At 60.9% G+C, this 24,152-nt stretch carries 27 protein-coding genes; 18 read left to right on the top strand and 9 right to left on the bottom strand.

Features of this window, described 5'->3' with window-relative positions; genetic code table 11:
- Positions 1 to 25 precede the first annotated feature (25 nt).
- The gene (locus ACSBQS_RS02620) at positions 26 to 1,129 is read right to left on the bottom strand and encodes a suppressor of fused domain protein (protein WP_033652667.1); all 1,104 of its coding nucleotides are present in this window, start codon (positions 1,127 to 1,129) and stop codon (positions 26 to 28) included.
- A 163-nt stretch (positions 1,130 to 1,292) separates the two neighbouring features.
- On the bottom strand, positions 1,293 to 2,165 hold the full coding sequence (locus tag ACSBQS_RS02615; protein ID WP_033652666.1) for an oxygenase MpaB family protein: 873 nt from the start codon (positions 2,163 to 2,165) through the stop codon (positions 1,293 to 1,295).
- A 242-nt stretch (positions 2,166 to 2,407) separates the two neighbouring features.
- Between ACSBQS_RS02615 and ACSBQS_RS02610 the strand changes: the two genes are divergently transcribed.
- From ACSBQS_RS02610 to ACSBQS_RS02595, 4 genes are all read left to right on the top strand, one after another.
- Positions 2,408 to 2,851 (top strand): acetyltransferase, encoded by a 444-nt coding sequence (locus ACSBQS_RS02610; protein ID WP_117189253.1) that lies wholly within the window; start codon positions 2,408 to 2,410, stop codon positions 2,849 to 2,851.
- Between the two features lie 266 nt (positions 2,852 to 3,117).
- Positions 3,118 to 4,143, top strand: coding sequence for a methionine ABC transporter ATP-binding protein (locus ACSBQS_RS02605; protein ID WP_033642317.1), 1,026 nt, complete (start codon positions 3,118 to 3,120; stop codon positions 4,141 to 4,143).
- A complete protein-coding gene (locus ACSBQS_RS02600) occupies positions 4,136 to 4,804 on the top strand; it encodes a methionine ABC transporter permease (protein WP_033642316.1) in 669 nt (222 codons plus the stop codon). Before ACSBQS_RS02605 ends, ACSBQS_RS02600 begins: the two co-directional genes overlap by 8 nt.
- Positions 4,805 to 4,823: 19 nt before the next feature.
- The gene (locus tag ACSBQS_RS02595) at positions 4,824 to 5,642 is read left to right on the top strand and encodes a MetQ/NlpA family ABC transporter substrate-binding protein (RefSeq protein ID WP_033652662.1); all 819 of its coding nucleotides are present in this window, start codon (positions 4,824 to 4,826) and stop codon (positions 5,640 to 5,642) included.
- Positions 5,643 to 6,379: 737 nt separating this feature from the next.
- On the opposite strand, the gene ACSBQS_RS02590 is transcribed toward ACSBQS_RS02595, so the two are convergent.
- On the bottom strand, positions 6,380 to 7,024 hold the full coding sequence (locus ACSBQS_RS02590; protein ID WP_033642313.1) for a TetR/AcrR family transcriptional regulator: 645 nt from the start codon (positions 7,022 to 7,024) through the stop codon (positions 6,380 to 6,382).
- Positions 7,025 to 7,200: 176 nt separating this feature from the next.
- Here ACSBQS_RS02590 and bhsA (ACSBQS_RS02585) point away from each other — a divergent pair, with 176 nt between their 5' ends.
- The 3 genes from bhsA (ACSBQS_RS02585) (at position 7,201) to dapF (ending at position 8,897) form a co-directional block, all read left to right on the top strand.
- Entirely contained in the window at positions 7,201 to 7,458 is a 258-nt protein-coding gene (gene bhsA, locus ACSBQS_RS02585; RefSeq protein WP_033642312.1) for a multiple stress resistance protein BhsA, read from the top strand.
- Positions 7,459 to 7,650: 192 nt separating this feature from the next.
- Entirely contained in the window at positions 7,651 to 7,908 is a 258-nt protein-coding gene (bhsA, locus tag ACSBQS_RS02580; RefSeq protein ID WP_033642311.1) for a multiple stress resistance protein BhsA, read from the top strand.
- Positions 7,909 to 8,021: 113 nt separating this feature from the next.
- Entirely contained in the window at positions 8,022 to 8,897 is an 876-nt protein-coding gene (gene dapF, locus ACSBQS_RS02575; protein WP_089191342.1) for a diaminopimelate epimerase, read from the top strand.
- Here the strand turns inward: dapF and ACSBQS_RS02570 are convergent.
- Positions 8,872 to 10,170: an SLC13 family permease gene (locus ACSBQS_RS02570; RefSeq protein WP_046686636.1), complete on the bottom strand. Its 1,299-nt coding sequence runs from the start codon at positions 10,168 to 10,170 to the stop codon at positions 8,872 to 8,874. The genes dapF and ACSBQS_RS02570 overlap by 26 nt on opposite strands.
- A gap of 85 nt (positions 10,171 to 10,255) precedes the next feature.
- A complete protein-coding gene (locus ACSBQS_RS02565) occupies positions 10,256 to 11,161 on the bottom strand; it encodes a bifunctional helix-turn-helix transcriptional regulator/GNAT family N-acetyltransferase (protein ID WP_342163252.1) in 906 nt (301 codons plus the stop codon).
- 481 nt (positions 11,162 to 11,642) lie between these two features.
- On the opposite strand from ACSBQS_RS02565, the gene ACSBQS_RS02560 reads away from it, so the two are divergent.
- The 5 genes from ACSBQS_RS02560 (at position 11,643) to ACSBQS_RS02540 (ending at position 15,914) form a co-directional block, all read left to right on the top strand.
- Positions 11,643 to 12,314, top strand: coding sequence for a CsgG/HfaB family protein (locus ACSBQS_RS02560; RefSeq protein WP_016928605.1), 672 nt, complete (start codon positions 11,643 to 11,645; stop codon positions 12,312 to 12,314).
- Positions 12,315 to 12,332: 18 nt separating this feature from the next.
- A complete protein-coding gene (locus ACSBQS_RS02555) occupies positions 12,333 to 12,689 on the top strand; it encodes a DUF4810 domain-containing protein (protein ID WP_046686634.1) in 357 nt (118 codons plus the stop codon).
- Positions 12,686 to 13,342 (top strand): DUF799 domain-containing protein, encoded by a 657-nt coding sequence (locus ACSBQS_RS02550; protein WP_103101869.1) that lies wholly within the window; start codon positions 12,686 to 12,688, stop codon positions 13,340 to 13,342. Before ACSBQS_RS02555 ends, ACSBQS_RS02550 begins: the two co-directional genes overlap by 4 nt.
- Before the next feature lie 112 nt (positions 13,343 to 13,454).
- The gene (gene amyA, locus ACSBQS_RS02545) at positions 13,455 to 14,945 is read left to right on the top strand and encodes an alpha-amylase (protein ID WP_434989591.1); all 1,491 of its coding nucleotides are present in this window, start codon (positions 13,455 to 13,457) and stop codon (positions 14,943 to 14,945) included.
- A 120-nt stretch (positions 14,946 to 15,065) separates the two neighbouring features.
- Positions 15,066 to 15,914 (top strand): PA4780 family RIO1-like protein kinase, encoded by an 849-nt coding sequence (locus tag ACSBQS_RS02540; RefSeq protein ID WP_033642304.1) that lies wholly within the window; start codon positions 15,066 to 15,068, stop codon positions 15,912 to 15,914.
- A gap of 8 nt (positions 15,915 to 15,922) precedes the next feature.
- Here ACSBQS_RS02540 and ACSBQS_RS02535 read toward each other — a convergent pair whose 3' ends face one another.
- Positions 15,923 to 16,141 (bottom strand): DUF7661 family protein, encoded by a 219-nt coding sequence (locus tag ACSBQS_RS02535; RefSeq protein WP_033642303.1) that lies wholly within the window; start codon positions 16,139 to 16,141, stop codon positions 15,923 to 15,925.
- A 69-nt stretch (positions 16,142 to 16,210) separates the two neighbouring features.
- Here ACSBQS_RS02535 and ACSBQS_RS02530 point away from each other — a divergent pair, with 69 nt between their 5' ends.
- Positions 16,211 to 17,038, top strand: coding sequence for an AraC family transcriptional regulator (locus ACSBQS_RS02530; RefSeq protein ID WP_033642302.1), 828 nt, complete (start codon positions 16,211 to 16,213; stop codon positions 17,036 to 17,038).
- On the opposite strand, the gene ACSBQS_RS02525 is transcribed toward ACSBQS_RS02530, so the two are convergent.
- From ACSBQS_RS02525 to lsrG, 3 genes are all read right to left on the bottom strand, one after another.
- Positions 17,014 to 17,607 (bottom strand): LysE family translocator, encoded by a 594-nt coding sequence (locus tag ACSBQS_RS02525; RefSeq protein WP_033642301.1) that lies wholly within the window; start codon positions 17,605 to 17,607, stop codon positions 17,014 to 17,016. The genes ACSBQS_RS02530 and ACSBQS_RS02525 overlap by 25 nt on opposite strands.
- Positions 17,608 to 17,689: 82 nt before the next feature.
- Positions 17,690 to 18,595 carry an EamA family transporter gene (locus ACSBQS_RS02520; RefSeq protein ID WP_033642300.1) on the bottom strand — a complete coding sequence of 302 codons (906 nt, stop codon included), beginning with the start codon at positions 18,593 to 18,595 and terminating at the stop codon, positions 17,690 to 17,692.
- An 87-nt stretch (positions 18,596 to 18,682) separates the two neighbouring features.
- Entirely contained in the window at positions 18,683 to 18,976 is a 294-nt protein-coding gene (lsrG, locus tag ACSBQS_RS02515) for a (4S)-4-hydroxy-5-phosphonooxypentane-2,3-dione isomerase (protein WP_033642299.1), read from the bottom strand.
- A gap of 193 nt (positions 18,977 to 19,169) precedes the next feature.
- Here lsrG and lsrK point away from each other — a divergent pair, with 193 nt between their 5' ends.
- From lsrK to yajD, 5 genes are all read left to right on the top strand, one after another.
- Positions 19,170 to 20,735: an autoinducer-2 kinase gene (gene lsrK, locus ACSBQS_RS02510; RefSeq protein ID WP_434989587.1), complete on the top strand. Its 1,566-nt coding sequence runs from the start codon at positions 19,170 to 19,172 to the stop codon at positions 20,733 to 20,735.
- 219 nt (positions 20,736 to 20,954) lie between these two features.
- Positions 20,955 to 22,139: an MFS transporter gene (locus ACSBQS_RS02505; RefSeq protein ID WP_033652404.1), complete on the top strand. Its 1,185-nt coding sequence runs from the start codon at positions 20,955 to 20,957 to the stop codon at positions 22,137 to 22,139.
- 59 nt (positions 22,140 to 22,198) lie between these two features.
- The gene (locus ACSBQS_RS02500; protein WP_033652403.1) at positions 22,199 to 23,092 is read left to right on the top strand and encodes a LysR family transcriptional regulator; all 894 of its coding nucleotides are present in this window, start codon (positions 22,199 to 22,201) and stop codon (positions 23,090 to 23,092) included.
- A 56-nt stretch (positions 23,093 to 23,148) separates the two neighbouring features.
- A complete protein-coding gene (locus tag ACSBQS_RS02495) occupies positions 23,149 to 23,610 on the top strand; it encodes a GNAT family N-acetyltransferase (RefSeq protein ID WP_033652401.1) in 462 nt (153 codons plus the stop codon).
- 54 nt (positions 23,611 to 23,664) lie between these two features.
- The gene (yajD, locus tag ACSBQS_RS02490; RefSeq protein WP_004939576.1) at positions 23,665 to 24,006 is read left to right on the top strand and encodes an HNH nuclease YajD; all 342 of its coding nucleotides are present in this window, start codon (positions 23,665 to 23,667) and stop codon (positions 24,004 to 24,006) included.
- Positions 24,007 to 24,152: the final 146 nt, after the last annotated feature.

The following is a 24,152-nucleotide window of genomic DNA, read 5'->3' as shown; positions in this document are numbered from 1 at the left end:
GCTCCCGAAGAGAAGACAAGTCGCGTCAGCACACCGGCTGGCGCGGGCGGAAAATATGGTCGACGCCCTGCTCGCGCAGCCTGTGCACCAGATCGTGCCCGCCGTTCGGCGTGGCGTGCGCCAGCTGGCGCTCGGCGGTAAACACCGGGCTGGCCCAGAACAGGTTCACCGGGTCGCCATACTGCTGAGGCAACGTCAGGTGCGCGTGATGCGGGTAGAAGGACGACGATAAAATATAGCCTTCATAGCCCAACGGTGCCACGTCGGACTCCAGCGTATGCCCTTCGCCGATCCAGGTCAGCCGCGCCCAAGGCGCGTGAGCGAAACCGGCCAGCGCGCTGGCCATCTGCACCGCGTTGTCTTCGGTCATGTATTGGCTGTCGATGGCGATCGCCATCTCCATGCGGCGATAGCGCGAAGCCTCGTCGTTGAACAGGATCTCCACCCACGGCATCGGCCGAATGCTGACGCCCATGGTGAGGAAGTAATAGATGCCGTCGCGCTCGTGCTGAGTGATGGCCATCGGCGGCCACTTGCCCTGATCGATGGCGTAGTATTTTACCGAAGGGCCGAAATGCTGCTCATAGCGCGCCTGAAAATCGCGCTGCATCTTCGGCCACGGATTGCCCTCTTCACGCTGCCAGCTGCGCCAAAACTGGCGGGTGCTTTCCGCCTGCGCATATTGCGTGTTGGTCGAGGCCGAACCGAGCGGATAGGCCAACGGGCTCTCCTTGATGCAGCTGGCCGAATAGCACACCGAATGGTCGATATACAGGCTCCAGCCGGGGATCACCGCCAGCAGTTGGCCGTAATACCACAGGGCCGCGCCGTCGTCGCTTTCGCTCCACACCACCATCAGCCCTTCCGGGTTCAGCGGCGCTTCCCCTTCCAGGTTGCGGCAAAATTCCGCCGCCAGCATCGGCGGTTGCCCCTGCTCCAGCGCGGCGCGATCTTCCTGCAGCGGCGCGGCGGCCAGATTGCGCAGCCAGCAGGCGCGCACCTGATAGCGATCGCTGTAGGCTTCGGCGGGATAGATGTAAAAATAGGCTGCCCTGCTCCCTTGCTGAACCACCGCGACCAGCGTCTGGTTCTCATTGCTGACTTCAGCAAGTACGTATGACTCGTTCATATCACCTCAATAGGGTCAGGGCGCGGCAGAATCGGCTGCGCGCAAAAAATGGAATGTGGCTTTGCCCCCAAGTGTAAAACGCATTACTGGCCGGATCACCCGTAAAAGTCTCAAAAACGGCCGTAAACGAAGATAAACAAAGGTTAATTATAGCGGCTGCGGCTCATGACGGCTGAGTGATGCGCCGCACCGCGCGCTGATAGGAACCGTTGCGCATCGACGCGCCCAGCACTTTGCCGAGGCCTGCAGCCCCCGTTCGCACCAGCCGCCGCCGCAATGCGCCCGGATGAAAGCCGAACTGCCGCTGCGCCCAATCGGGCAACAGATCGATGCCCGCCTGCATCACCACCCCGCCGAGCGGGCGCGCCAACGCGCTCGGCGCCGGCGCCTTCAGCAGAATGCGCGCCACCTCTTGGGTGCGTTCGTCACAGACCAGCTGCGGCCGCATCGCCTGCAGATAGTCGTCTACCTCCGCGCAGGACTGAGGGATGGCGGTCGCCCCCAGCGCGGCGGCCACGCGCGCCGCTTCGCGATAGTATTGATCCTGCAAATCGCGGGAAAGATGCGGGTTGCGGTAGCGCAGGTGGCTGGCCAGAAAACGGCTGCTCTCCGCCACGTGCACCCAGGTCAGCAGCGCCGGATCGCTGGCGGCATAGGGAGTGCCGTCGCTGCCGACGCCGGTCACCCGCAGGTGGATGGCTTTGACTTTGGCGATCAGCCGCTCCGCCTCGGCGGTCGGGCCGAAGGTGGTGACCGACACGAACTGGCTGGTGCGGCGCAGGCGGCCAATCATATCGTCGCGGAAGTTGGAGTGATCCCATACGCCGGCCAGCGCCAACGGGTGCAGCATTTGCAACAGCAAGGCGCTGACGCCGCCGCACAGCATCGGGGTGAAATCGCGGTGTACCTGCCAGATGACAGACTGCGGGCCGAACAGCCCCGGATCGCCGGGCGGATTCTCAAAATCGACGCCGCCGAGCGCCAGCCCGGTCAGGCTGAGCACCTGTTTTTCTATCGCTGCGCGTACCGCTTCCATCCTGCCGCCCTCTTGCTCATTCAGCGGCCAGTGTATCACGCGGCGAGCGCCTCATTGCGCCCTGCGGCGGTTGAAAGCTTTAACTTACTGAATTACAGTTGTTATACCGCTTGCAACCAGGCGGGCCTATTCGATCCACTGCAGAGGCGCTTTGCAGGGCGTTAACCCACGTTAATTCGGCACTAACCCCACAAAACCTCTATCTAGTTTCTTTTCCTTCAACTTAGATAGCAGAGAGTTCGATGATTACCATCAGAGCACGCGCGGCGGAAGACAACGCGCAATTGGCAGATATCTGGCTGCGTTCGGTGCGCGCCACTCACCACTTTTTAACCGAAGACAACATCGCACAGCTGTTCCCGCTGGTGCTGAACGACTACCTGCCGGCGGTCAACGTTTGGGTAGCCGAAGAGCAGCCGGGGCATCCCTGCGGCTTTATCGGTCTGAACGGCAACAAGGTGGAGATGCTGTTTATCGATGCCGATCAGCGCGGCAAAGGCGTGGGCAAAGCGCTGCTGACCCACGCGGAAACGCTGCACAATGAGCTGCAGCTGGACGTGAACGAGCAAAATCCGCAGGCCAGCGGCTTCTACCGCCACTACGGTTTTGTCATCACCGGCCGCTCACCGCTCGACGGCCAGGGCAACCCGTTCCCGCTGCTGCACATGAAGCTGGAAAAACGCTAGTCCGCCTCCGCCGGCCGCCCTGCGGCCGGTTTTCTCCCCCTTCTCTCGCCCGCCGCCTAATATATCAAATCAGAATAAGTAATAGATTTTACATTCTTCCTGTCACTATCAACCCTCGGTAGGATTGCCCGGTATTCACCCGCAACAGAGGTTCCGTCCGTCACTTCCCGCCGGGTTGTGCCCCGCCGAAAAGCCGAACGATCCTTGTCCGGCGCGACGCGCCCCGGACGGAATGCTGTGATGTATCAATAAGGATCCGCTTCGCTATGATCGTTCTTTCGAACGTTTGCAAAACTTTTGACAGCGCACAGGGCCGCGTCGTGGCGGTTGACGACGTCAGCCTGGCGATAGAAGCCGGGCAAATTTACGGCATCATCGGCTACAGCGGCGCCGGCAAAAGCACGCTGATCCGCCTGCTCAACGGCCTGGAAAAGCCCACCAGCGGCCGCATTGACGTGGGCGGATTCGATATCGCCCGCGCCAAAGGTAGCCACCTGCGCCAGGCGCGGCTGAAAATCAGCATGGTGTTTCAGCACTTCAACCTGCTGTGGTCGCGCACCGTCAGCCAAAACATCGCTTTTTCCATGCAGATAGCCGGCGTCCCCAAGGCGCAGATTGCCCCGCGCGTGGCGGAACTGATCGCGCTGGTTGGCCTGCAGGGGCGCGAAAACGCCTACCCGTCTCAGCTCAGCGGCGGCCAGAAACAGCGCGTCGGCATCGCCCGCGCGCTGGCCAATAACCCGAGCGTGCTGCTGTGCGACGAGGCCACCTCAGCGCTCGATCCGCAAACCACCGACGCCATTCTCGACCTGCTGCTGGCCATCAATCGCCAGCTGAAATTGACCATCGTGCTGATCACCCACGAAATGCACGTGGTGCGCAAAATCTGCCACCGCGTGGCGGTAATGGAAAACGGCCGCATCGTCGAAGAGGGGCCGGTGCTCGAGGTGTTCACCCGGCCACAGCAGCCGATCACCCGGCAGTTCGTCAAACAGGTGTCGCAGTATGCGGACACGGCTGAGAGCTTCAACCCGCAGCTCACCGCCCACCTGCCGGGGGCGATCTTCAAGCTGACCTTCGTCGGCGAACAAACTCATCAGGCGGTAATCGCCGAGGTGATTCGGCGCTACCCACTCACCGTCAACATTCTGCACGGCAAGATCAGCCACACCCTCAACGGTTCGTTCGGCGAACTGTACATCCACGCCGAAGGCAACGAACAACACGTCGCCGACATGCTCAGCCTGCTGAACGAAAGAGACATCGCCGTCGAGGTTATCCAACATGATTGAATCCCTGTTCCCCCACCTGCGTCTGGACCAACTGTGGGACGCCACCTGGGAAACGCTGTACATGACCGGCATCGCCGGTTTGGCCACGCTGGTGCTGGGCATCGTGCTCGGCGTGCTGCTGTTTTTAACCTCGAAGGGGCAGTTGCTGCAAAACCGCACGGTCTACACCCTGATCTCCGTGCTGGTCAACGTCTTCCGCTCCATTCCGTTCATCATTCTGATCGTGCTGCTGATCCCGTTCACCAAGTCGCTGATCGGCACCATTCTCGGCGCGGACGCCGCCCTGCCGGCGCTGATCGTCGGCGCCGCGCCGTTCTACGCCCGGCTGGTGGAGATCGCGCTGCGCGAGGTCGACAAAGGGGTAATCGAAGCGGCGCGCTCGATGGGCGCCAAAAACCGCACCCTGATTTTCCGCGTCTTGCTGCCGGAGAGCTCGCCGGCGCTGGTTTCCGGCATCACCGTCACCCTGATCGCGCTGGTGAGCTACACCGCGATGGCCGGGGTGATCGGCGCCGGCGGCCTGGGCAACCTGGCCTATCTGGAAGGCTTCCAACGCAACCACAGTGACGTGACGCTGGTGGCGACGCTGACGATCCTGCTGATCGTTTTCGTCATTCAGTTCATTGGCGACACCCTGACAAGAACGCTCGATAAACGTTAATTAACCAAGGAAAACGATGATGAAAAAGCACCTACTGATGTTGGCTTTCGCCTCTGTCGCCACCCTCGCCTCTTACGGCGCCGCCGCGGCGACCAAGCTGGTGGTTGGCGCCTCCAACGTGCCGCACGCCGAGATCCTCGAACAGGCCAAACCGATACTGGCGAAGGAAGGCATCGATCTGCAGATCAAGCGCTTCCAGGACTACATCCTGCCGAACACCGCGCTGGCCAGCCACGACATCGACGCCAACTACTTCCAGCACGTGCCTTACCTGAACTCGGTGCTGAAAGACCACGCCGACGACAAGAGCTATGACTTCGTCAGCGCCGGCGCGATCCATATTGAGCCTATCGGCATCTACTCGAAGAAGTACAAGAGCCTGAAAGATCTGCCGGAAAACGGCAAAATCATCATGCGCGACGCGGTAGCGGAAGAAGGCCGCATTCTGTCAATCTTTGAACGGGAAGGCGTGATCAAGCTGAAGCCAGGGGTGAGCAAGGTGGATGCACGCATCGCCGACGTGGTGGAAAACCCGAAACACCTGAAGTTCCAGGCTAACGTTGAAGGCGCGCTGCTGCCGCAGATGTACAACAACAACGAAGGTGACGCCGTGGTGATCAACGCCAACTACGCCATCGACGCCGGGCTGAATCCGACCAAGGATCCGATCGCGGTCGAAAGCGGCGAAAACAACCCGTACGCCAACATCATCACCGTGCACAAAGCCGACGTGAACAAGCCGGAGATCGTGGCGCTGGTGAAAGTGCTGCACTCCAAGCCGATTCAAGACTTTATCCGCGAGAAGTACCAGGGCGCGGTGATCCCGGTCAACCAGTAGTGGGTTAAATGGCCCGGTAAAAGCCGCAATGCCGCTCACTTAAGCCTGAGTGGCATTTTTTTATCCAGCCTCTGGACGTTCTGTGCAGGGGAATTGCCGTAAATGTCCGCATTTCTCTGTGGCCAATATGAACGGCAATTGGAGGGGCCGATGGCGCGGCCCCTCCACCCGCGCCTTCGCTTAACACCGTCTGTCCGCTACGCGGATACCCTCGCCGCGTCTGCGTTGCCGGGCGGGTCGGCTGCGACAAACGTCCCTGTTAGTCTCGCCTCAACCGGCCTTCCCTGGCCGGTTGCCCCTGACAACGCCGTCTTGCTCGGCAGCCGGTGATGCGCGCTAAAGGTCAACACCTGAGCTGGCTGCTACCGGGAAATCTGTCGCTTATGAGGTTCTGGTAGAGAAGTTGGAGATGAGCGCGGTGTTGGGCGCCCTTGAAGACGCCGAACGCAGGCATAGCGCATTAGGCGAAACCGCCATGGACGGCGGTTTCAGGTGAGACAGGCAGGGACGCCTGTCGCAACCGGCCTCAATGCGGTATGGCGGAGAGAGGGGAGTTGGCAAAGCCAACCGTCTGATAGGGCAAAGGCGCGGGTTGCCAGGGGCCGCGCCTTCGGCCCCTGGCTCGGTCGAGGTGCCTGAGCCACATGGGGCATCTCACTTTTATCGACCGAAAATGTCACGAACGCCTGCAGAAAAACGCTAACTGATCAGCATTGCGGTAAAAACCGGGCCTGTTTCTACACCTTATTGCCAATCTGGCTGAGCCGCGGCCACACCAGCATCAGCGCCTCCAGCAACCGCAACAGATCGTCCCGGCTTGCCCCTTCTCGCGCCTGCACCGACATGCCTTCAATGGTGCAAATCACGTATTTCGCCAGCAGCGCGGTATCGGTTTTCGCCAGCAGCTCGCCCTGTTGCACCTTGCGATCGAAGCAGGCCTTCAGCGCCGCTTCCTGCGCATGATGCTTTTTGCGCAGCATCTGGGCGACGTCGTCGGAAGCGGACGACAGCGCAGCGGAGGCACACACCATAAAGCAGCCGGAGGGGGTATCGGGATCGGTGAAGACCTGAACCGAAGAACGCACGTAAGCCTCGACGATCTCGGCCACCGGCACATCCTGTTCCAACAGCTGGTTGGTGCAGGTGGTGTATTTTTGCAGATAGCGCTCCACCGCCGCGCGGAACATCCCTTCTTTGTTGCCGAACTCGGCATATAGCGTCGGCGCCTTGGCGCCGGTCACTTCCACCAGATCGGCCAGCGAGGTGGCTTCATACCCGTGCCGCCAGAACAGATCGAGTGCGCTTTCCAACGCCCGGTCGCGATCAAATTGTTTGGGTCTGCCACGGCTTTTCTTGCCGCAGACCGCTTCATTGATGCTCATCGTTCCTCTCCTATCCCGCTCCACAGCAGGCTTAGCACAAATAACTTAACGATCATTATAAAAAAATATTGCGCCCTCGTCGAGAACCGATTAGCATTTAGTTATCGATCGTTAATAAAAATTAGCGAACCGGATTAAAACCCTCTATTGACCGTTATCGAAAAGGAATTAACATCATGAAAAGCTTAAAACTAACCTTAGCCGCCCTCACTCTGGCCAGCGTTTCCTTCGGCAGCTTCGCCGCCGATTTGGTCACTAGCCAACCGGCCGACCAGCAAAAAGTGGGCGTCATCACCGTCAGCGGCGCATCCGATTTGACCTCGCTGGAAAACAGCCTGGCCGCCAAAGCCGATCAGGCCGGCGCCAAATCCTTCCGCATCACCAGCGCCGGCGGCAACAACCAGCTGCATGGCACTGCAGAAATCTATCAATAACAAAGCATTAAACCTGTGGACTGCATATCCTTATTGCTCACAACGCCAGGGCGTAAAAAAATTAATTAACGAGCATTAAAAAAATACTTGCAATCCGTCAAACCGGCATCTAACATTAAATTATCGATCGTTAATTAATTTAACGACCTTACAAAACAAACATCGTAAAGAACACTGATAGGAAATAAGACCATGAAAAACCTGAAAATGACCATCGCAGCCATCGCACTGGCTTCCGCCTCCTTCGGCAGCTTCGCCGCCGAACTGGTTAACACGCAACCCGCCGACCTGCAAAAAGCCGGCGTCGTTACCGTCAGCGGCGCGTCCGACCTGAGCAGCCTGGAAAACAAACTGGCGGCCAAAGCCGACGCGGCGGGCGCCAAATCCTTCCAGATCATCGCCACTACCGGTGACAACAAACTGCACGGCACCGCGATCATCTACAATTAATGGCCGGATCGGCAATCGTGCAAAAGGGCGGCTCAGGCCGCCTTTTGTTTGCTTTAACGCCAACGTTCTGTTGTAAGCTGTAGCGACCTCTTCCCGCTGAGCCGAGCAACGCCATGACTCCCCTGCTGTTTCACAAATATCACGGTCTGGGCAACGACTACCTGGTATGCCACCGTTTGGTCGCCGATCGCCTGAGCCTGGAACAGATCCGCCTGCTGTGCCACCCGCATTACGGCATCGGTTCCGACGGCCTGCTGATCGACAGCGGCGACGCCGTCAATCCCACCCTGCGCATCATCAACCCGGACGGCTCCGAAGCGGAGAAAAGCGGCAACGGCTTGCGTATCTACGCGCGGTATCTGTTCGACAGCAAGCGCGTGGCGCATCAGCCGTTTCTGGTGCACACCGCCGGCGGCGACGTGCGTTGCCAGGTGGCGGAAGACGCGCATCAGATAACCGTGGAGATGGGGCGCGCCAATTTCAGCCCGGCGGCGCTGCCGGCCTTGATCGATCTGCCGGAGGCGCTGAACTATCCGCTGCCCCTGAAGGAGGAGACGTTAAGCGTTTCGCTGGTGTCGATGGGCAACCCGCACTGCGTGGTGCCGGTGGAAAAACTGGATCTGGCGCAGGTGCATCGGCTCGGACCGCAGATTGAGCGCCATCCGCTGTTCCCGAAACGCACCAATGTACAACTGGTGGAAGTGGTCGATCGCCAGACGCTGCGCATCGGCATCTGGGAGCGCGGCGCCGGCTTTACCCTCGCCTCCGGCAGCAGCAGCTGCGCCGCCGCCAGCGTGATGCGCAAGTTGGGACGAGTCGGCGAGCGGGTTAGTGTGCGGATGCCGGGCGGCGAACTGCAGATCGCCTTCAGCGGCGATTTTCAGGTCAGCATGCGCGGACCGGTGCATAAAATCGCCACCCTGACGCTGGACGAAGACTGTTTTGCCGGCGGCGCGGGGCTGTTTACGGGATCCACCCCAGCAGCCTGAACCACAGATAGTCCAACGGCACCAGCAGTGCGAAGCTGAGCGCGGCCAACAGCAGGCACAGCTTTAGCCCTTCGCGCGCCGGCACTTTGCCCATCCCCATCGCCACCACGATCGGCGAGGCCTGATACGGCAACAGCGGCGTGGCGTAACCGATCACCTGGGTCATCAGCACCGTCAGCAGCGGCAAGCCGCTGCCTGCGGACAACGCCTGCGCCAGCGGGGTAAACAGCGCCGGCACGCCGTTGGCGGTCACCACGAAATTCAACAGCGCGGTGATCCCCACCAGCGAACCGAATGCGGCAAACGGTTTGCCGTGCAGATCCGGCATCATCGCCAGCAGCGCGCCGCCCAACCGATCGCCGAGCCCCGAGTGGCTGACCAATGCAGTCAGCCCCAGGATCCCCGCCACGTAAATACAGGTGCGCACGTTGACCCCGGCGGCGAACTGCTCGCCGTTGAGAAAACCGATGCGCGGCAACAGGCAGAAGCAGGCCGCCGCCAACCCTATCCAGGCGGGGGCGATGCCGTGCCAGCTGTCGGTCATCCACAGCAGTACCGTAATGCCCAACAGCGCGATCAGCCGCCACTCGGCGGCACTGAGCGGCGTTTGCCCCGCCTCGGTCGCCACCGGCTGCGGCCGGGCACGGAACAGGCCACAGATGCACAGCGTCAGCAGCGCGCCTTTGGCCACCCCGAGCACCGGAGCATGCAACAGCAGATAAGAGAGATAGGCGAAGTGGCTGCCGTAGGCGCTTTCTGCCGCGCCGCTCATCACCAGGTTAGGTACGTTGGCCGGCAGGATGCTGGCGGAAAGCTGGAAGGTGCCGAACCCCACCGCCAGCGCCAAACCGATGCGGCCGCGCGAGCCTTCAGTCAGACCGGCGCGCTCGGCCAACGCCATGACGATCGGCATCAGCAGCGTAATCCGCCCCATGTTGGAGGGCATGACAAACGCCAACGCGTAGCTTATCGCCACCACGCCGCCCACCAGGCGCGGCCAGGAACCGGCCAGATGCGGCAAGAGTCGGTTGGCCAGGCGATCCGCCAAGCCGGTGCTGCGGATGGCGGTGCCCAACACGAAACCGCTGAGCACCAGCCAGAATGCGGAAGACGCGAAACCGGAAAAGGTCACCGCGGCGGGCGCCAGCTGCAATACCATCACCGCCGCAAAGAACAGCAACGCGACCAAATACTCCGGCAAACGGGCGCTGGCCCATAGCGCGATGACCACCAGCGTGACCAGCGCAGAAAGCGCCATGGGATCCCCCAACATAGTTCTTCTCCCTGATAAAACGTTGTGATTGTTATCAAACGGTTAACAGGGTGACACAAGGCGCGGGCGTTAACCTTGAAACCGCTCACATATCGTCGTTCTGCAGATTTTTCAGCATGCACACATTGCAGCCGTGGTGGCCGGTATTGCCGCGCCGTTCCGTCAGCAGCGTGAAACCCAACGCGTAATACAACCCGATCGCCTCTTTCAATTGTTCGGTGGTTTCCAGATAGCAATAGCGATACCCTGCCGCCCGGGCCGCCTTCAGCGCCTGCACCACCATATAGCGTGCCATGCCCAACCCACGCACACCGGGTTTGAAGAACAGTTTTTGCAGTTCGCAATAGCCGGGCTCTTCGCCGGCCAGCGGCGCCATGCCGACGCCCCCCACCACCTGCCCGTCCCGCTCCAGCACCCAGTAGCGGCCGCCGTTGTCGCAATACAGGCCGGTCAGCCGATCGAGATCCGGATCGTGCAGGCTGACGCCTTCCATCTTGTCCATGCCGTACTCGCGAAACACCTCGCGAATGATCGCCGCCATCGCCGCATCGTCGCGCTCGGCGATCGGCCGCACCCGCAGATTGGCGTCGCGCTGTTTGCGCGCGCTGCGCAGCGCCGCGGTCATCTTTTTCATCGCCGCAGTGGTGCTCGCCAGCTCATCGTCATCCAACTGCGCCAGCGCCGCCTGCATAAAGCCGTCGGCGTCGCTCTCGATGCCGGCCAGCGCCTTGACGCCCTGTTTACTCAGCCGATGCAGGTTGTGCCGCTTGTCATCCGGATGATCCACCGTTTCTATCACGCCGGCGGCCACCAGGCTGCGCAGCGCCCGGCTGGCGCTGGCTTTGTCGATGCACAGCCGGGCCGCCAGCTCGGTGACGCCCAGCGGTTGCTCGCTAACTTCGATCATCAGATGGATCTGCAGCGGCGAAAAGCGCGAGCCGTTGCTCTGCTTGTTCAACATGCCGAATTCTCTGACCAAATTGCGCGCCAATGCTCTGAAATCCCTGATGTTCACAATTGATATCCCCAATTAGCTACCGATAAAAAATGAGATTTAGTTGATAGTGTTACCTAATTCTCACTACCTTAACGGATCATCAAACCGCCATGAACCCCGGTATAACAGAGGAGCTGATGCAAAACGTTACATTACCCAATACAGTAAACTGATTAATTAAAAAAAATCAGAATAAAAATTCATTAATTTAATATTGATAAAACAATAAACCAGTTAAAAAACATACAATCATGAAAAAATCTGCGGATAAGAGAAAAAATCGATATCAATCCATTGCATTACAATAGGTTACAACAATGTTAATAGCGGCATTAATGCCGATATCTTGTTGTAATTTGTTACATATTCATGGCAGGATCGCGGCGCTTCCATAACAGCGACAACGCTCGTTATGGAAACATCGGGCGCGGGTTGCTCCCGCGCCGTTTTATGCTCATGGAGAGATCGCATGCCAATGAAAAAATCACTCGCCGTCTGTTCCGTCGCCCTTTCCGTCACTTTGCTGGCGGGCTGCGCGACCGAATCCTCCCGCTCTTTGGAAGTGCCGAAAGTGGCTTCCTACAACACCACTTATCAGGGCCCACGCAGCCCTATCGCCGTCGGTAAATTCGACAACCGCTCCAGCTACATGAATGGCATCTTCTCCGATGGCGTCGATCGGCTGGGCAATCAGTCCAAGACTATCCTGATCACGCATTTGCAGCAGACTGGCCGTTTCAACGTGCTGGATCGCGCCAACATGGAAGAGTTGAAAACTGAAGCCGGCATTAAAGGGAAAGCACAAACGCTGAAAGGCGCCAACTATGTGATTACCGGCGATGTCACCGAATTCGGCCGCAAAGAAGTCGGCGATCATCAGCTGTGGGGCATTTTGGGCCGTGGTAAATCACAGGTCGCTTACGCCAAAGTCAATCTGAACGTCGTGAACGTACAGACTTCAGAAGTCGTCTATTCCTCTCAGGGCGCCGGTGAATACGAACTGTCCAATCGCGAAATCATCGGTTTCGGGGGCACCGCCAGCTACGACTCCACCCTTAACGGCAAGGTGCTGGATCTGGCCGTGCGTGAAGCCGTCAATAACCTGGTTACCGGTATCGAAAACGGCGCATGGCGCCCTGCTAACTAACGGACTAGAAGCAGAAAGATGATAACTAAAAAAATGGGCGGGGCGCTGTTTGCAGCGACCCTGTTGGCCGGCTGCGCCGCGCCGAAAACGCTTTACAATTGGGATGGCTACCAAACTTCTCTTTATCAATACTACCAGCAGGATGGGCAAAGCCCTGAGCAGCAGATCGCTACGCTGAAAGAGATCGTCGAGAAATCCCGCGCCAAGGATAAAGCCGTACCGCCGGGGCTGCATGCGCAACTGGGGCTGCTGTACAGCAAAACCGGCAACGACGGACAAGCCATGAGTGAATTCAACACGGAAAAAGCGCTGTTCCCGGAATCGGCATCGTTTATGAATTTCCTGATGGCCAAGGATAAGGGGAGCTTTAAATGAAGCGTGTACTCACTTTCCTCAGCGTTACCGCCATCCTGTTGCTGAGCGGCTGTGCTAAGCAAACGCCTTATGACTATGCGGCATTCCATGAGAGCAAGCCGAAGTCGATCCTGGTCTTGCCGCCGGTTAATCAGTCGCCGGATGTCAAAGCCAGCCACAGCGTGCTCGCCAGTGCAACCTTACCGCTGGCCGAGGCCGGTTACTATGTGTTGCCGGTCGCTGTAGTGGAGGAAACCTTCCTGCAAAACGGTCTAACCAACGCCAACGACATCCGCGCCGTCAGTCCGAAAAAACTGCACCAGATTTTCGGCGCCGACACCGTGCTGTACCTGGAGGTCACGCAATACGGTACCAGCTACATGGTGATCAGCAGCGAAACTCGCGTTACCGTAGCCGCTCGCCTGGTTGACCTGCGCAACGGCAAACAGCTGTGGGCCGGCACCGCCACCGCATCCAGCAACGAAGGCAACAACAATTCCGGTGGCCTGCTGGGCATGGTGATCAGCGCCGCGATTTCACAAATCGCGGATACCATCAGCGACAAAGGGTTCGACATTGGTGCCATCGCCAACACTCGCCTCCTGTCGGCAACAGGTCAGAACGGCGCCATTCTTTATGGCCCGCGCTCACCTCATTACGCCAGCCAGCGTTAAGCAGTCTCTCGGGCGGCCTTCTCGGGCCGCCTATGCCAAACTTGTCCCTTTTGCCAAAAGTAGCCCATGCTTTAACTGCTCCTTTCCTTCTGGCTAACCGGGACGCTGGCTCATGACGAAAAAAACCACCCTGCTGCAATTCTTCCACTGGTACTACCCCGACGGCGGCAAACTGTGGCAGGAGGCCGCCGAACGCGCCCCGCACATCGCCGAACTGGGCATTACCGATCTGTGGCTGCCGCCCGCCTACAAAGGCGCTTCCGGCGGTTACTCCGTCGGTTACGACACCTACGATCTGTTCGATCTGGGCGAGTTTGACCAGAAAGGCAGCGTGGCCACCAAATACGGCGACAAGGCGGCGCTCGAACACGCCGCCACTGCGCTGCGCGAACACGGCGTGGGGGTGCTCTACGACGTGGTGTTCAACCACAAGCTCGGCGCGGACGAGAAAGAACGGGTGCACGTGTTCAAGGTGGACGCCAACAACCGCAACGACATTGACGACCAGGGCTTCGACGCGCTGGCCTATACCCGCTTTACCTTCCCCGGCCGCCAGGGCGCGCATTCCGAGTTTATCTGGGATTACAAATGCTTCAGCGGCGTCGATTACGTTGAGCAGCCGGACGATAAAGGGGTGTTTAAAATCGCCAACGACTACGGCGACGACGGCTGGAACGATCAGGTCGACGACGAGAAAGGCAACTACGACTACCTGATGGGCGCCGACGTGGAGTTCCGCAATACCGCCGTGACAGAAGAGCTCAAATACTGGGCGCGCTGGCTGCTGGACACGCTGCCGTGCGACGGCTTCCGCCTCGACGCCGCCAAACACATTCCCGCCTGGTTCTTCAAAGAGTGGGCGGATCACGTGCGCGACAGCGCGCAGCGCGATCTGTTTATCGTCGCCGAATACTGGTCGCACGATCTCAGCGCGCTGCAACAATACATCGAGTTGGTGGACGGCAAAGTGATGCTGTTCGACGTGGCGCTGCACCTGAAGTTTCATCAGGCGTCAAAACAGGGCGACGGCTTCGACATGGCGCAGATCTTCACCGATACCCTGACCGCCGCCGATCCGGCCCACGCGGTGACGCTGGTCGCCAACCACGATACCCAGCCGCTGCAATCGCTGGAGGCGCCGGTGGAACCCTGGTTCAAACCGCTGGCCTACGCGCTGATCCTGCTGCGCGAACAGGGCGTGCCCTGCGTGTTTTACCCCGACCTTTATGGCGCCAGTTACCGCGATAAAGGGCGTGACGGCGGCGAGTACCAGATTGACATGCCGGCGATCCCGGAGCTGGAGAAGCTGATTGCCGCCCGCCAGCGCTTCGCCAACGGCCCGCAAACCGACTACTTCGACGACAGCCACTGCGTGGCCTTCAGCCGCGCCGGCACCGCCGACGCCCCCGGCTGCGTGGTGGTGTTGACCAACGGCGGCGAAAGCAGCAAGACGGTCGCGCTCGGCGCCGATCTGGCGCGCACCGCCTGGCGCGATTTCCTCGGTAACCGCCAGGAGGAAATCACCACCGACGACCAGGGCAGCGCCCATTTCCCGGTCAACGCCGGCAGCGTCAGCGTCTGGGTGCCGACAGGCAGCCTGTGAACGCCCGCCGCCGCGCAATGATGCCGCGGCGGCAAAACTAATGTTTGCCTTTCGGGTCTAACTTACGCTATCAACTGCGCAAGCCATTCACACCGGAGCCTAAATAGGGTACAAGGCTGCATGAAAATTCCAAAACGACTCCAGCCGCTGGTGGATGACGGATTAATCGACGAAGTCATCCGCCGTTTGAAAAGCGGCAAAGAAGCCGACGTGTTTATCGTGCGCTGCGGCGATGAGATCCGCTGCGCCAAAGTGTACAAAGAAGCCGAGAAGCGCAACTTCAAGCAGGCCGTGCACTACCAGGAAGGGCGCAAGGTGCGCAACAGCCGCGACGCGCGCGCCATGAGCAAAGGCTCCAAATTCGGCCGTCAGCAACAGGAAGAAGCCTGGCAGAACACCGAAGTGGACGCGCTGTATCTGCTGGCCAGGGCCGGGGTGCGGGTGCCGCAGCCGGACATCTGCCTGGACGGCGTGCTGCTGATGGAGCTGATCACCGACGAGGAAGGCCTGGTGGCGCCGCGTCTGAGCGATGTCATCCTGACGCCGGAACAGGCGCGCGCCGATCATGCTCTGATGATGAACTACGCGGTGCGCATGCTGTGCGCCGGCTTGGTGCACGGCGATCTGTCGGAATTCAACGTGCTGATGGATAAAGACGGGCCGGTGATCATCGATCTGCCGCAGGTGGTGGACGCCGCCGCCAACAACCACGCCAAAAGCATGTTCGAGCGCGATATCGACAATCTGGCGGAATATTACGGCCAATTTGCGCCGGAGCTGCGCGACAGCCAATATGCCAAAGAGATCTGGGCGCTGTATCAGGAAGGCACGCTGACGCCTGACAGCGTCCTCAGCGGCCGATTCAGCGAAATTCAGAAGCGCGCCGACGTCGGCTCGGTGCTGGAAGAGATCCAGGCCGCCAGCGAGGAACATCAGCGCCGCCTCATGGCGCGCAACGCGGAAGAGTAACGCCCGCGCTACTCGACGCGAAACACGTCCGGCCGCTGCGGGGTCGCGGCTTCGTGATAGATATCCCCCAGATAGCCGGCGATCTCCTCTTCGCGCAGATCCGCCGGCAAAACGATATCGTAGCTGGGGGCATATTTGCGCTCCGGCAGCGTCACGCGGAACAGCCGCCATTCGTCCCCGATACGCTTCACGCCTACCAGGCGGCCGAACACGTTAAAAATCATCATCCGCCATTCCCCTTTTCGTCGCTTTCAGGCTATAACACTGTGATGCCGCCGCAGTGAAAAGGAAAGCGCATGAGTGAAAAAACGCCCCAGTTCTGGCGCGACCCGCAGTTGCCTTTTGTCGAAGCGCGCGCCATCAATGATGGCCGCAAAGTGTGCTACAGCCTGCACAGCCACGAATTCTTTTCCATCGGCGCCATCACCGGCGGCGTCAGCACCTATGTCAACGGCGAGCGGCGCATGCAGGTCGGCGCCGGCGATGTGGTGATCATCAATCCGCAGCAGGCGCATGCCTGCAACCCGATCGCCGACCGCCGTTGGTCATACATCATGTTCTATCTCGATCTCGCCTGGCTCGGCGCGCTGCAGCAGGAAATGATGGGCGGCGACGGCGATCGCTTTGTCCCCTTCAGCCGGCCGCTCAGCCGCGATCCGGCGCTGTTCAACGGGCTGAACCAACTGTACGCGCTGCTGACGAACGCGCAGTGCGGCGCGCTGGAAAAACAGATCGCCCTGGTGGAGTATTTCAGCGCCCTGCAGCTCGCGCTGGGCAGCGGCCGCCAGCCGGAGACGCCGCCGCACCCCCGACTGGAAGCGGCGGCGGCGTTTATCGACGCGCACTGCACTCAGTCACTGACGCTGGAAGACATTTGCCACGCCGCCGCGCTCTCGCCCTCCTACCTGATCCGCGCCTTCCGCCAGCGCTACGGCATGACGCCGCACGCCTATCTGGTCAATCGCCGCGTGCAGCACGGCCATCGGCTGTTGAAAAGCGGCCTGCCGATCGCCGCGGCCGCCAGCGAAAGCGGCTTTGCCGATCAGGCGCACTTCCAGCGCACCTTCAAACAGCTTCTGGCCGCGACACCCGGCCAGTATCAAAAACCCTCCGCCAACAGATAGCAGGCGCTGGCCGCCAGCAACGCCGCCATCGCGCGATTGAAACGCTGTACGTTGCGCGCCTGCCTGAGCAGGCCGCGCAACATCGCGCCAACGTAAGCCCAGCAGGCCACCGAAGCATAGCAAATCACGAAGTAGAGCCCGGCGAACTGCCACAGCAACCGGATGTCGCCGTCGCCGACAAACGCCCCGAGACTGGCCACCGACGCCAGCCATGCCTTGGGGTTCAGCCATTGCATCAGCGCGCCGTACCAACAGGAAGGCGCCTGCGCCTCGCCGTTGCCCAGCCTGCCGTCGTCAAACGCCAGCCGGTAGGCCATAAACAGCAGGAAGGCCACGCCGGCCCATTGGATCAAGCGGGTCAACGCCGGCCACAGGATCAGCAGTTGGTGCATGCCCAAACCCAGCAGCACCAGCAACAGGGTAAACCCCAGCGTGGCGCCGAACACGTGACGCTGGGTCGCGCCAAAGCCGAACTGCGCCCCGGCGCTCAATGCGACGATGTTGACCGGGCCGGGCGTGATGGAGGCCGCCAGCGCAAATGCGGCCATGGAAAGGTAGATATTATTCATGAGGGCACCTGAGGAAAAATTCACAGGCGCCAGAATGCCGGGCCGCGCCGACAACGTATTGAACAGAATTGCCCTGTTAGGTTTAGCGCACCGCGACGGCCCGTCGGCGCGGCAACCCGAAGGTATTGACCGCCATGCCGGCCAGCACCAGCAACGCGCCGCCGAACTGCGCCGGCGACAGCGCTTCGTCCAGCAGCAGCCAGGCGGCGAACAGCCCGACCAGCGGCACCAGCAGCGTCAGCGGCGCGACGCGCCAGGTTTCGTAGCGCCCCAGCAGGCTGCCCCACACCGAATAACCGAACAGCGTGGCGGCGAACGCCAGATAGGCAACCGCCAGCCAGGTGCCGACCTGCACATGGCTCAGGCTGGCCAGCACCGCCTGCGGGCCGTCGAACAGCCAGCTGCAAATCAGGAACGGCAGTACCGGGATCGGCGCGCTCCACACCACCAGCGACAAAATGTTGCGCTGCGGGAAACCGGCCAGGATCTTCTTGTTGGTCAGGTTGCCCAGCGCCCAGGAGAACGCCGCCGCCAGGGTCAGCAACAGGCCCGCCAGGGGGACCGCGCCGCTGCCCGGCTTATGCAGGCTGGCCTGCGCCAGCGCCAGCATGCCGCCGCTGGCGATGGCGATGCCGACGAAATGATTGACGCGCAGCTTTTCGCCCATCAGCACGACACCCAACAGCAGGGTGAAGAACACCTGCGCCTGCAACACCAGCGAGGCCAGCCCCGCCGGCATGCCCACCTTGATGGCGACAAACAGAAAGGCAAACTGCGCGAAACTCATGGTCATGCCGTAGAGCAACAGCCATTTCCACGGAATGGTCGGGCGCGGGATAAAGAAGATCGCCGGCAACGCCACCAGTAAAAAACGCATCCCGGCCAACAGGAACGGCGGCATCCCCTGCAGGCCGAACTTGATTACCACGAAATTCACGCCCCAGATCACCACCACCAACAGCGCCAACAGCCGATCGCGCAATGTCATCCTCGCCCCGCTTATCCCATTGAAAATTCGCTTTGCCTTGCAGGTTACAACCAAACCGGGCGCATGGACACCGGCAAACGCCGGCGTTTATTCCGGCATCAGGCCAATGAAGGTGGTTTTCTTGCGCGGGCCGGTCATCAGCGCTTCCAGCTTCTCCACGCACTGCAGATAGTGTGGGGTCTGCTTGTGCGCCGCCACCGCCTGCTCGTCGCGATAGGCTTCGTAGATGTAAAACCGCGTCGGAATATGCTCATCCTGCAGCACGTCGAAACGCAGGTTGCCCGGCTCTTCGATCGCCCCCAGATGATTGGCGCGGAAAACGTCGATAAATTCGTCGATCTTGTCCTGTTTAACGTTGATCTCTACCAATGTGACGTGCATGACAGCTCCTTGTTTAAACGGTGCGCCGCAGCATGGCGCTTTCCAACCATAGGTTTATTCCCGTCGATTGCCCTGCCGCAACGGCAATTTTGCCGCCTGGCTCACAAATCGCACCGGCGATGCCCACCCCGCCCCCGGCGAGGGAAGACGGCGGCATCTATAGTTACTATTCCTCCCCCTGAGAGCATAGGCTATGGATAACTACTTGATGGCGCTGGACGCAGGAACAGGCAGCATTCGCGCGGTGATCTTCGATCTGGCGGGCAATCAGATCGCGCACGGCCAGGCCGAGTGGCAACACCTCGCGGTGCCGGGCGTACCCGGCTCGATGGAATTCGATCTCAACCGCAACTGGCAGTTGGCCTGCCAGTGCATCCGCCAGGCGTTGCAGCGCGCGGGGCTGAGCGCGCAGGCGATCCGTGCGGTAGCCTGCTGCTCGATGCGTGAAGGCATCGTTCTGTACGATCGCAACGGCGTGCCGATCTGGGCCTGCGCCAATGTCGATGCGCGCGCCAGCCATGAAGTCAGCGAACTGAAAGAGTTGCACAACCGCGGCTTCGAACGTGAGGTCTACCAGTACTCCGGCCAGACGCTGGCGCTGAGCGCCATGCCGCGCCTGCTGTGGCTGGCGCACCACCGGCCGGACATCTATCGCCAGGCGGCGACGCTGACCATGATCAGCGACTGGCTGGCCTACATGCTGAGCGGCGAGCTGGCGGTCGATCCTTCCAACGCCGGCACTACCGGCATGCTGGATCTGACCAGCCGCGACTGGCGGCCGGCGCTGCTCGATATGGCCGGGCTGCGCGCCGATATTCTGTCGCCGGTGAAAGAGACCGGCGTCGTGCTGGGGCGCGTCACCGAGCAGGCGGCCCAGGAGAGCGGGCTGCTGCGCGGCACCCCGGTGGTGATGGGCGGCGGCGACGTGCAGCTCGGCAGCCTGGGCCTCGGCATCGTGCGCGCCGGGCAGACGGCGGTGCTCGGCGGCACCTTCTGGCAGCAAATCGTCAACCTGCCGGAACCGGCCATCGATCCGGAAATGAACATCCGCATTAACCCTCATGTCATTCCCGGCATGGCGCAGGCGGAATCCATCAGCTTCTTTACCGGCCTGACCATGCGCTGGTTCCGCGACGCTTTCTGCGCCGAAGAGAAACTGCTGGCGGAGCGACTGGGGATCGACGCTTACAGCCTGCTGGAAGAGATGGCGGCCAGGGTGCCGCCGGGCGCCTACGGCGTGATGCCGATCTTTTCCGACGCCATGCATTTCAAAACCTGGTATCACGCGGCGCCGTCGTTCATCAACATGTCTATCGATCCTGAACGCTGCAACAAACAGACGCTGTTCCGCGCGCTGGAGGAGAATGCCGCCATCGTCTCAGCCTGTAATCTGGAGCAGATCGCCGCCTTCTCCGGCGTACAGGCCCGCTCGCTGGTGTTCGCCGGCGGCGGTGCGAAGGGCAAACTGTGGAGCCAGATCCTCAGCGACGTCACCGGCCTGACGGTGCGGGTGCCGGTGGTGAAAGAAGCCACCGCGCTGGGCTGCGCGATCGCCGCCGGGGTCGGCGCCGAGCTTTACGCGTCGCTGGCTGAAACCGGCGAGCAGCTGGTGCGCTGGGAGCGCGAGCATCAGCCGGATCTCACCAACCATGCGCGGTATCAGGAACAGAAAGAAAACTGGCGGCGGATTTACGCCGATCAGCTGACGCTGGTGGATAGCGGCCTGACCACCTCATTGTGGAAAGCGCCGGGGCTCTAGCGCCGCGCGCGGCCCGGTCATAACCTTATACCGTTTTATTCCTTTCCCCTCGGCGCGGCGCAAGCCGCGTTTTAACTCGCTGCCGTCATTGTTCCCGCTCAGAAACAGTGTAACCACCGCAGATGGATTTATCTGCGCCTTCAGCCTGCCGTAGATTGTGACTTTGATCACGCCGCGCCCCGAGCGCGGCCTGCGCATTCACCTGAGAAGAGCGGCATTATGCTGAATAATAAAGATAACCCTGCATCATCCCCGTGGCCGGCGATCTTCTCGCTGACGGTCGCCTGTTTTGTCATGGTCACCACCGAGTTTTTGCCGATCGGCCTGCTGACCAACATCGCCCCTTCGCTCGGCGTCAGCACCGGCACCGCCGGGCTGATGGTGACCATGCCCGGCATCGTGGCGGCGGTGGCCGCGCCGGTATTGAGTCTGGCTTCCGGCCGGCTGGACAGACGCCTGCTGATGCTGGGGCTGTCGTTGCTGCTGATGGTGTCCAACCTGGTGGCGGCGCTGGCCGTCAACTTCCCGATGATGCTGCTGGGCCGCGTGCTGCTGGGCATCTGCGTCGGCGGCTTCTGGTCGTTCGCCGCCAACTACGGCCGCCATCTGGTGCCGGAAGCCAGCCAGGGCCGCGCCACTGCGCTGATCCTCAGCGGCATCTCGGTCGGCGCGGTATGCGGCGTGCCGGCCGGGGCGCTGATCGGCGATCTGTTCGGCTGGCGCGCCGCCTTCTTCGGCGGTGCGGCGCTGGCAGTCGGCGTCCTGTTGGCGCAGCTGCGTTTGCTCACGTCGGTACCGCCTTCCCGACCGGTCACGCCGCGCGATCTGGTGCTGCCGCTACGCCTGCCGATGGCGCGCATCGGCCTGATCGCCATCGTGCTGTTGTTCATCGGCCACTTCGCCGCCTATACCTATCTGCGGCCCCTGCTGCAGCAGGTGTTCGTGCTCAGCCCATCGGCGATCTCGCTGCAGCTGTTGGCCTATGGCGCCATCGGTCTGCTGGGCACCTTTCTCGGCGAGCGTCTGGCGGAACACAGCCTGCGCGCCACCTTCATACTGATCGCCGCCATGCTGGCGGGCATTTTGATCGTTTCGCCGCTGCTCAGCGGCCTCGCCGGCGCCACGCTGATGGTGCTGGTATGGGGGCTGGCCTTTGGCGCCGTGCCGGTCTGCGCCACCAACTGGATGTTCGCCGCCGTGCCGCAGGCGCCGGAAGCCGGTCAGGCGCTGTTGGTGTGCGTCATCCAGATCGCGCTGGCCTCCGGCGCACTGCTGGGCGGCGAGGTGGTGGACTGGCAGGGCGTCAGCAGCGCCATGCTGTTCGGCGGCGCGCTGATCCTCTCCGCCACGCTGGTATTCGGCCTCAGCTTGCGCTCCGGCGCGATTGGCGCTAAACAGTGTTAATCATTATCTATCTGCAGAAACATGCCCCGGCCAGCGCCGGGGCATGGCGTTGAGAACCTATGGACCATCATTTGCTCGCTATCCGGGTATTTAACCGCGTCGTGGAAACCGGCGGCTTTACCCGCGCCGCCGATTCGCTGGGCATGCCGAAAGCGACGGTCACCAAGCTGATCCAAAATCTGGAGGATCACCTGCAGACCAAACTGTTCCAGCGCACCACCCGCAGCGTGTCGGTCACCCGCGAGGGCGAATGCTATTACCAGAATACGGTGAAATGGCTGGCGGATTTGGAGCAGATGGAGGGCTGTCTGACCGAGTCGCAGAATTCTCCGCAGGGCGTGCTGCGCATCGATACCGGCAGCGGCACCGCCCGCCAACTGCTGTTGCCGGCGCTGCCCGGCTTTTTGGAACGCTACCCGCAAATCCAGATCGATCTCAGCATCGGCGATCGCGTTATCGATTTGATCAGCGACAGCGCCGACTGCGTGATCCGCAGCGGTCCGTTGGCCGACTCCAGCCTGATCGCCCGGCGTCTGTTCGATCTGGACTGGGTCAGCTGCGCCACCCCGGCCTATCTGGCGCGCCACGGCACCCCGCGCCACCCGTGCGATCTGGAACAGGGTTTTCCGATGGTGCACTACCGCCATCCGGTCAACGACCGCATCCATCCGCAACGCTATGTCGAGCGCGGCAAAGAGATCGCCATCCAACAGCGCTACCCGGTCAGCATCAATGAAGGCAACGCGCTGCTGGCGGCGAGCCTGGCCGGCTTGGGCATCATCCAGATCTATCGGTTTATGGCGCAGCCGCACCTCGAGCGCGGCGAACTGGTCAGCCTGCTGCACGACTGGCAGCCGCCGCCGGAGCAGATGTACGTGGTCTACCCGTCCAATCGCCACCTCAGCGGCAAGCTGCGGGCGTTCATCGACTGGGCGGTGGAGACGTTTCATTAACCGGCCGCTTAGGCAGGAGCGGCTTTTTTCCCGACTTTAAAAAAAATAGGCACATCATGCATATCGAACCGCTGCTCGCCCATCGCCGGCGCATTGAGGAACTGGCCGCGTTGCTGCACCAGGAATGGGGCGCCTTTGCGCAGTGGAGCAGCCGCGATACCATCAGCCGGCGGCTGGCTGAACGCTGCGCACCCGAGAGCCAAGGCGTCGTGTTGCTGGCGCTGTCGCCACAGCAACAGATCGTCGGCACCGCCAGTTTGACGCTATATGAATTGACAGATAAACCGGAGCGCCAATACTGGCTGAGCGAAGTCTTTACCCACCCGCAGCACCGCGGCCAAGGCATTGCCCGCAACCTGATCGCGCGCTGCATCGAGCACGGCCGAATCCAGGGCATCAGCGAACTGTATCTGTATACGCCCGACCAGCAGACGCTGTATCAGAAACTCGGCTGGCGCCCTCTGGAGCAACGCCAGGTCGCCGGTGAAACCGTCACGGTGATGAGCCGCACGTTGTAGCCGCACGCACTGTGGTATTATTTACCGCATAGTGATTCACGACGGACGACCACCATGGCCTATATCCCCAAAAACTATGCGAAGCTGGAAACCGGCTACCGCGAAAAAGCGCTGAAACTGTTCCCCTGGGTATGCGGGCGCTGCTCGCGCGAATTCGTTTATTCCAACCTGCGCGAGCTGACGGTGCACCACATCGATCACGATCACAGCAACAACCCGGAAGACGGCAGCAACTGGGAAATGTTGTGTCTGTATTGCCACGACCACGAACACTCGAAATACACCGAGGCCGATCAATACGGTTCGACGGTGGTGGCCGGTGAAGATGCGCAAAAAGATATCGGCGTCGCCACCCACAACCCGTTCGCCAACCTGAAGGCGATGATGAAGAAGTAACGCCATCGACAGCTTAATGAGCCACTAACTTATTAAGCTGTTAAATTAACAAAAGGCTCTTCCGTTCCGCCACTTCCCAGAGAATTCCTACTTACCCATCCGGTCCATTCACCGCAAAATAAGCTGCGCAGTTAACAACATACTGG

Origin of the sequence: Serratia sp. H402Y (assembly GCF_051172415.1) — a bacterium.
Taxonomy (GTDB): domain Bacteria; phylum Pseudomonadota; class Gammaproteobacteria; order Enterobacterales; family Enterobacteriaceae; genus Serratia; species Serratia ureilytica.
Note: the sequence above shows the minus strand (reverse complement) of the source record. Positions and strands in the feature narration are given on the sequence as shown.